The sequence below is a fragment of the Arthrobacter cheniae genome (genome assembly GCF_003602275.1).
GTDB lineage: Bacteria > Actinomycetota > Actinomycetes > Actinomycetales > Micrococcaceae > Arthrobacter_D > Arthrobacter_D cheniae.
The window spans coordinates 1-6,421 of the sequence record NZ_QZVT01000022.1 but is presented as its reverse complement, the minus strand read 5'-3'; the positions used below and the strand labels follow the sequence as shown (position 1 = coordinate 6,421).

Below are 6,421 nucleotides of genomic sequence, written 5' to 3'. Positions count from 1 at the left end.
AGCCGACGCGGAACTGGGCCATCATGTCGTGGTCCTCGTGCGGCAGGTTATGGCAATGCATCATGTAGACACCCTGGTGAGGACCGAATTTCATGAGGAGCCGAACAGTCTCGCCCTCACCTACGTACACCACGTCCTTCGGACCTCGCTCGTAGGCGAAGGGGGCACGCCCGTTGCGGCTGAGGATCTGGAAATCCACCAGGTGGATGTGCAGCGGGTGGAACCAGCCGCCCGAACTGTTCTCGATCTCCCAGATCTCCACCGCATTCAGGGCAGGATCGGCGACAACCTTCTTATATCCGCTGGCGATCACGTCCTGCCAACTGTCGTCATTGATGGTCCACAGGCTGTTGCCGCGCTTGACTGCAAACCTGCGGGTTCTTACGGCCTGGCCTGCTGTCAGCGACATGGCTTCGCTGCCAACCAGTGTGGTGGGAATCCTGTTCCAGGTCGGGTCCGTAGTGTCCACCGGTTCGTCGGTCACGTCGAACGCCATGATCTTGTTGGTGAAGTCGTAGTCCACGTTGTTCTTGTTGGAAAGATTACGGAGCTCGATCCGTTGCCCGGTTGTGTACTTCCGGAAGTCGATCAAAACCTCGTACCGCTCCGCTCCGGCGTGGCGGTAGTTCGCCACGCTCTGTGCTGCCGGCATCAAACCGCCATCGGTACCGACCATGATGAGGGGGGCGCCGGTGCTGAGCGTTGGCCGCAGGGAGCGGGAGATGGAGCAGTTCAGGATCCGGAACCGGTACACGCGCTTCTGTACCTTCATCACGGGCCAGGGTTTTCCGTTGACCAGGATCACATCTCCCCAGAGCCCCGAGTGGGAGTTGTCGTCGTAGCCCAGCGAGCCGTTCTCGGCGAACATCGCATCGCTGACGGTCAAGGCGACGTCGTAGCGGCCCTGCGGCAACAGCTGCCGTTCGAGGGGATCGTGCATGTGATACTGCGCTGCCAGGCCTGAATACGCGTTCTGAGCGGTGAAGTGGACGCCATGGTCGTGATACCAGAGCGTGCGGGCCGGCTGGAAATTGGGGTAACGATAATCCTTGTAGAACCCCGGATTCGTGATGTCGCTGGCGTAACCGTCGTACTGCGGCAATGACGCGGACCCGTGGAGGTGGGTGGACGTCGAGAGGGCGTGTCCGTCCCGCGGATGTTGGGCCGGGAGCTGATTGCGGATTCTCAGGACGGCTTTCGTTCCCTGGTCCAGGCTGATGGTCGGGCCCGGGAACAAACCGTTGTAGCCGAGGATAGGTGTGGTCAGTTGCGGCAGGATGCTGGCCACAGCGGCCTTTTCCGTCAACCGGTAGTAGTTGACCGGTGCCCCGTCCGCCGGATCGATACCCCTGCTCGATGGCTCGAGGATCGGTGCCTGAACGAAGGGGACCCGAAAGGGACGCGGCATCTGGCTGGGATCGAGTTGGCTAGCCGAGCCTGCCTCTACTGACCGCGTCGGCAATGCTGCAGCACCTGCGCCAAGGACTCCGAGTCCCCCCAGGAGCAGGACCTGGCGGCGTGAAGTTGACATGGCTGGTCTCCCTTGGTTGGTAACCTGACCATCCCGCACTCACGTTGGGGAATTCATGCACTTGACTCCGCAGATTCTTGGACAACCCCTAGAAACACCCATGCAAACCCTAAGGAAATAACACCCGCACTCAACACCCAGGGAACGCCTGCGCTGATCAGCCCGAGGTAGTACCCCACACCGCAGATGACAGCCCTGTGCTTGTCACCCGCGGTGGTGTCCCTCGCCGAGGGACAGCCCGGGTCCTCCTGGCAGTTTCAGTGTTAGATCGATGGCCCGATCCGGGAGTTCGAACACGAGCACCGCGTCGATGGTCTGCCCCTGGCGAGCCGCCGAAGGAGCAGGAGAAAACCACACCGGCTTCCAGGTCCCATCGCCCAGGGCCGAAACGGCGTACTCCGACGGGTCAAAGGACAAACCGTCCTCCTCCATCGCGGTGAGCTCCAGCAGTATCCGCACACGATGGGCGCCATCACCGGCCGGATCAGCAAGCGCAGCCGAAGGTGGGGGAGGCGTCCACCCGTCGGTCTCTGTTGGTATTACCCCCTGGATACGTGCAAGACCACCATCGACGGTGGCCGACGCACCCAGCAAGGCTGGGGGCGTCCGCGGAGCAGCCAACAGGACCCCCGCAACCACTGCCCCCACCATCATCAACAGGACAACCGGAACAAGAAACCGGATACGACCCCACCTCGACCTGGGACCAGGCAAACCCGAGGAACCCGACGGTGAAGCGGAATGCGACGGCGACGGCGAACGCTCCAGTTCTGAGGAACTACGCATCGATGTGGGGCCGGGGGAAGCTTTCGATAACATGCCGGCCAGTCTTCCTAGGAGTCCCTAGGGAAACCCTAGGAAGTCCTAGGAAGCCCTAGAAACACACAAGTTGACCGGTGCTTAAGAGGGACCAGCGATGCTGTCTTCGGCCCAATCGCGGTGCCAGACGGACCCGTGCCCAACATTTCCTGAAGGTGGGCGTCCTAGCTTGTGACCATGCGTGAACCCCTTGCTCACGCAATGAGGCTCAGTGAGGTTGTCATGAAATCTGCACTACACGAACCGGGACAATCGAAGTCCCGCGGCCAGGCTTTCGGACGGACTGCGATGGTCGCGACAGTCTCCGCCGTCCTCGGCGCTACGTCCCTCCTGGCCGTTCCGGCCGCCAATGCGGCCGTCCCGGCCTTTCCGGACAACGTCGTGGTCTTCCCGGACCGAGACTTCGTCACGATCGAGGGCTACCAGGACCACATCGGCGAGACGGCCACGGTCACCGTGAACCGCGGCACCCAGGTTGTCGGCTCAGCGGTGGGAACCGTGGCCGAGGGCGACGTCGCCTTCGAGATCAACCACCCGGGCGGGGTCTGCTGGGGTGCCGGTACCGGCCTCAACGTTACGCCGGACATTCAGAAGGGCGACAAGGTCTCGATCAAGTTCGCCGACGGCGCCAGCGGTGACACCACCACCAGCACCGGCACCGCCACCACCCACGCAGCACTCAGCGGCAACATCGTGACGGTCGAGGGCACCTACGGCTCCGACGTCATCACCGGCCAGGCCGAGGTCCGGATCGTGAACCCCGACCTCACTGCTGAGGTCGGCCGCCGCGACGTGCGCGCCGTCGCCGGCGGCCTGACGCCCGCGCCGAAGGGAGGCTACTCCTCCAACCTGGAGATGGCCGACGGCAAGTTCACCGCCACCTTCGAGTTCACCGAGCTCAAGGCGGCACAGATCGCCGCCGCGACGCAGGTCGAGCGGTTCATGTCCTGGCAGGTCGAGGACGGCGACGCCAACCGTCAGGGCCTGACCATCTCCGAGTTCGGCGAGCTCGGCGGCCCCGGCATGGGCGGCTGCCCGGCTGGCCCTGGTGACGTGGCCCCGCCGAAGTCCAGCTACAGCGTGACCCGCTCTGCGGACAAGACCAAGCTCGCCGTCAAGTGGACACCGGCTGACACCGTCCCGGGTACGCCCGCCGTCACGAACTACAACGTCGAGGCCCTCAAGTCCGACGGCACGCTCGTCGGCGCCCGGGTGGGCGCGACCGCCACCGGTGCGACCCTGACGGTCGATCCGTCGGTGGCGAGCTACGACGTCGAGGTCCGCTCCATGGCGGGTGCGAAGATGGGTGACCCCTTTGAGCAGGCTCCCACCACGGGCACCGGCGAGCTCCCCGCGGACCAGACCGCGCCTAACCTGACCATCGACCCGGCAGCGTCGGGCGACACGGCCGAGACCGCCGTCGAAGCCTCCAGCGTCACCCTCGGTTCCGAGAGTGCGGCCGACGTGTACTTCACCACCGACGGCAGCGAGGCTGTCCTGGGCGACCTGCCCGGCGACACCGCCCAGCTCTACAAGTCCCCGATCGCCATCACCGCACTGACCGAGATCCACGCCGTGGCCATCGACCGCGCCGGCAACATCTCCAAGCAGGCCATCGGCTTCTACAAGCCAGCAGGCGCTCAGGTGCTCAACGCCCCGACGAGTCTCGCCGCCACCGCGGGCATCGGGCAGGTGTCGCTGAAGTGGGTCGCGCCGAGTGGTAGCAGCACCCCCGTCACTGGCTACCAGGTCGAGGCCTCGACCGTGAACGCCGACGGCACGACGGCCGTGCTGCCCACGCAGCCCGCGGTCACCACCGACACTAACCAGGTCATCTCGGGGCTCGCGCCGAACACGAAGCACTCGTTCACAGTCAAGGCGCTCTACGGCACCTCGTCGAGCGACCCCTCGGCTGCCGCGACGGCGACGACTCCGGTGGCCTCGGCCAAGGTAACCATCACCAGCGGCCGGTGGAAGAACGCCGACACCCGGATCCAGGGCACGACCGACCAGCCGGCCCTGACCTCCAGCGTCGTCCGGTTCTACCGCAAGTCGGCTGACGGCACCTACAGCACCGTGTACGCCGGCCCGGCCGCACTGGTCGCCGCGGTGGCTCCCGCCACGGGCTCCACCTTCGACGGTCGGTTCCGCAGCACCGCTCTGACCGGCACCACCAACCCCGGCCAGATCGTCGCCAAGCTGTTCGACGGCAGCGGCAAGGAGCTGGGAGTCAGCGCTCCGTTCACGCTGGGCAGCTAATCACACAGCACCACCGCACCCCCGGAAGGCGGGCTCCTCCTCGGAGCCCGCCTTTCGGCGTGCCCGGGGCCGCCCGCCCCGACAACGGGAGGCCGTAGGCCAGGACTACCCGGCCTACGGCTACCCACTGGTGGTCCGGGCGCTTCGACGGCTCCATAGGTTGGTCCCCAAGAGGACCGAGCCGACCGCCCAGCTGGGAACCGACCAGCTCCACTAGCGCGACGGGGAGCCGATGACCTCGGCCTTCGACGAGCGGGACGCCGGCGGGTACGCCGACCTCCGCACCTACGCGATCGGCGGCCACGGCCGGACGATCGAGCTGGCCGCCTGTGGCGGCCGCATCGACGGGCTGCCGCTGCCCGACATCAGCATGCCGGCAGCATTCGCCGCCCTGCTCGACGCCGAGAACGGCGGCTACCTCAGCCTCTCCCCCGTCGAGCCGTTCACGGTCTCGCGCCGCTACGTCGAGGGCTTCCAGGTGCACCTCGGCGCCGGTCTCGGCATGGACGCCGGCTTCGGCCGCAAGCTCCGCGGCCTGAAGGTCACCCCCGACATCCGGCCCGGAGACACCGTATCGATCAAGTTCGCCGGTACCGAGGCCGGCTCCACCCTGATCCAGGACACGTACGTCACGGCCAACTCCGTCCTGGACGGCAATACCGTGACGGTGAGGGGTCATGTCGGGGCCGGGGTCAATAGGGCTCAGATGGAACAACGCGTCATCGACCCCGCCCTCAAGGACACCAGTATCGGGCGCCGCGACGTCCGAGCAGTTGCCGGACCGCTGACCGCCGATGAGGGGTACAGCTCCAGCCTTGAATTCGGTGTCGACGGCCCCGACACTTTCACCGCCACCTACATCTTCGACGAAACAGCCGCAGCCGAGCTGGCGGCCAATGCCGGCGGTGCGCGCGCCATGGCCTGGCAGGAGGAGGACATTGACGCCAACCGGCAGGGCCTCACCATTGCCGAGTTCGGCGAGTTGGGTGGCCCCGGAATGGGTGGCTGCCCGAACGGGCCCCTGCAGTCAGGCCCTGCCGGACCCACCACCGTCGCCGCTGTTAAGGTCAACGGCGAGCAGTGGTACCTAGACCAAGAGTGTTGGCTCAAACTACTTGGAAGCCGCCTGGTATAAACCGAGTATCAACTACTCGTGCACACTCAGCTTTCACCTGCTTTTAATGTCGTGAGGCACGGTAGCGAGTTCATTGGGACAAGACAACGTGATTGCATTAAAATTGGTGGAAAGAGCAACTAATCTGGCTCATGTTTCCGAAGCGTCCCGACAGTCGTCGGCACTTCAGATCAAGGTTTTGGGTTCACTTTCAATTCGTCGCGGGAACACCACCCTGAACGCGAACGACCTGGGTGGGCCGAAGCCCCGTCAGGTCCTGGAAATCCTCCTCCTGAATTTCGGTTCCGCGGTCTCGAAGACCCGAATGATCGATCTCCTGTGGAACGGCAATCCTCCAGCAGGCGCACTGCCTACCCTTGAAAGCTATGTCAGCGTCCTCCGACGGCGTTTGCAGCCAGGAGCCGGCCGGGCAGGCCCCCTGCGCACCGTCACGGGCGGCTACGTGATCGAACCGTCGATCGTGGATCTCGATCTGAACCGGTTTCATACCCTCACCAGATTGGCCGGCGTGGCAGCGCCACCGGCCGCACTGCCATTGCTCACCGAAGCACTCGAGCTTGCTTCGGCTCAGTTACTCGGGGACGAACTGCTACCGGCCTGGGCCGAAGAGGAGCGGGCCCTGCATGCAGAGCGGGTCGGTCATGCCCGTGTGCTGGCCGCAGAAACCGCGCTCCTCG

General features: G+C 65.1%; 5 protein-coding genes. 3 read left to right on the top strand and 2 right to left on the bottom strand.

Translation table 11 applies throughout. From position 1 onward, the window contains the following. Window positions 1-1,531: multicopper oxidase family protein (locus D6T63_RS18690; RefSeq protein WP_120150837.1), on the bottom strand; the 1,531-nt coding region annotated here is incomplete at its 3' end. A 204-nt stretch (window positions 1,532-1,735) separates the two neighbouring features. After that, on the bottom strand, window positions 1,736-1,990 hold the full coding sequence (locus tag D6T63_RS18685) for a hypothetical protein (protein WP_147394452.1): 255 nt from the start codon (window positions 1,988-1,990) through the stop codon (window positions 1,736-1,738). 582 nt (window positions 1,991-2,572) lie between these two features. On the opposite strand from D6T63_RS18685, the gene D6T63_RS18680 reads away from it, so the two are divergent. The 3 genes from D6T63_RS18680 to D6T63_RS18670 all read left to right on the top strand — a co-directional run. Next, on the top strand, window positions 2,573-4,609 hold the full coding sequence (locus D6T63_RS18680) for a fibronectin type III domain-containing protein (RefSeq protein WP_182977128.1): 2,037 nt from the start codon (window positions 2,573-2,575) through the stop codon (window positions 4,607-4,609). A gap of 232 nt (window positions 4,610-4,841) precedes the next feature. After that, on the top strand, window positions 4,842-5,744 hold the full coding sequence (locus D6T63_RS19965; RefSeq protein ID WP_235830872.1) for a hypothetical protein: 903 nt from the start codon (window positions 4,842-4,844) through the stop codon (window positions 5,742-5,744). A 178-nt stretch (window positions 5,745-5,922) separates the two neighbouring features. After that, on the top strand, window positions 5,923-6,421 hold a 499-nt coding region (locus tag D6T63_RS18670), incomplete at its 3' end, for an AfsR/SARP family transcriptional regulator (RefSeq protein ID WP_235830871.1).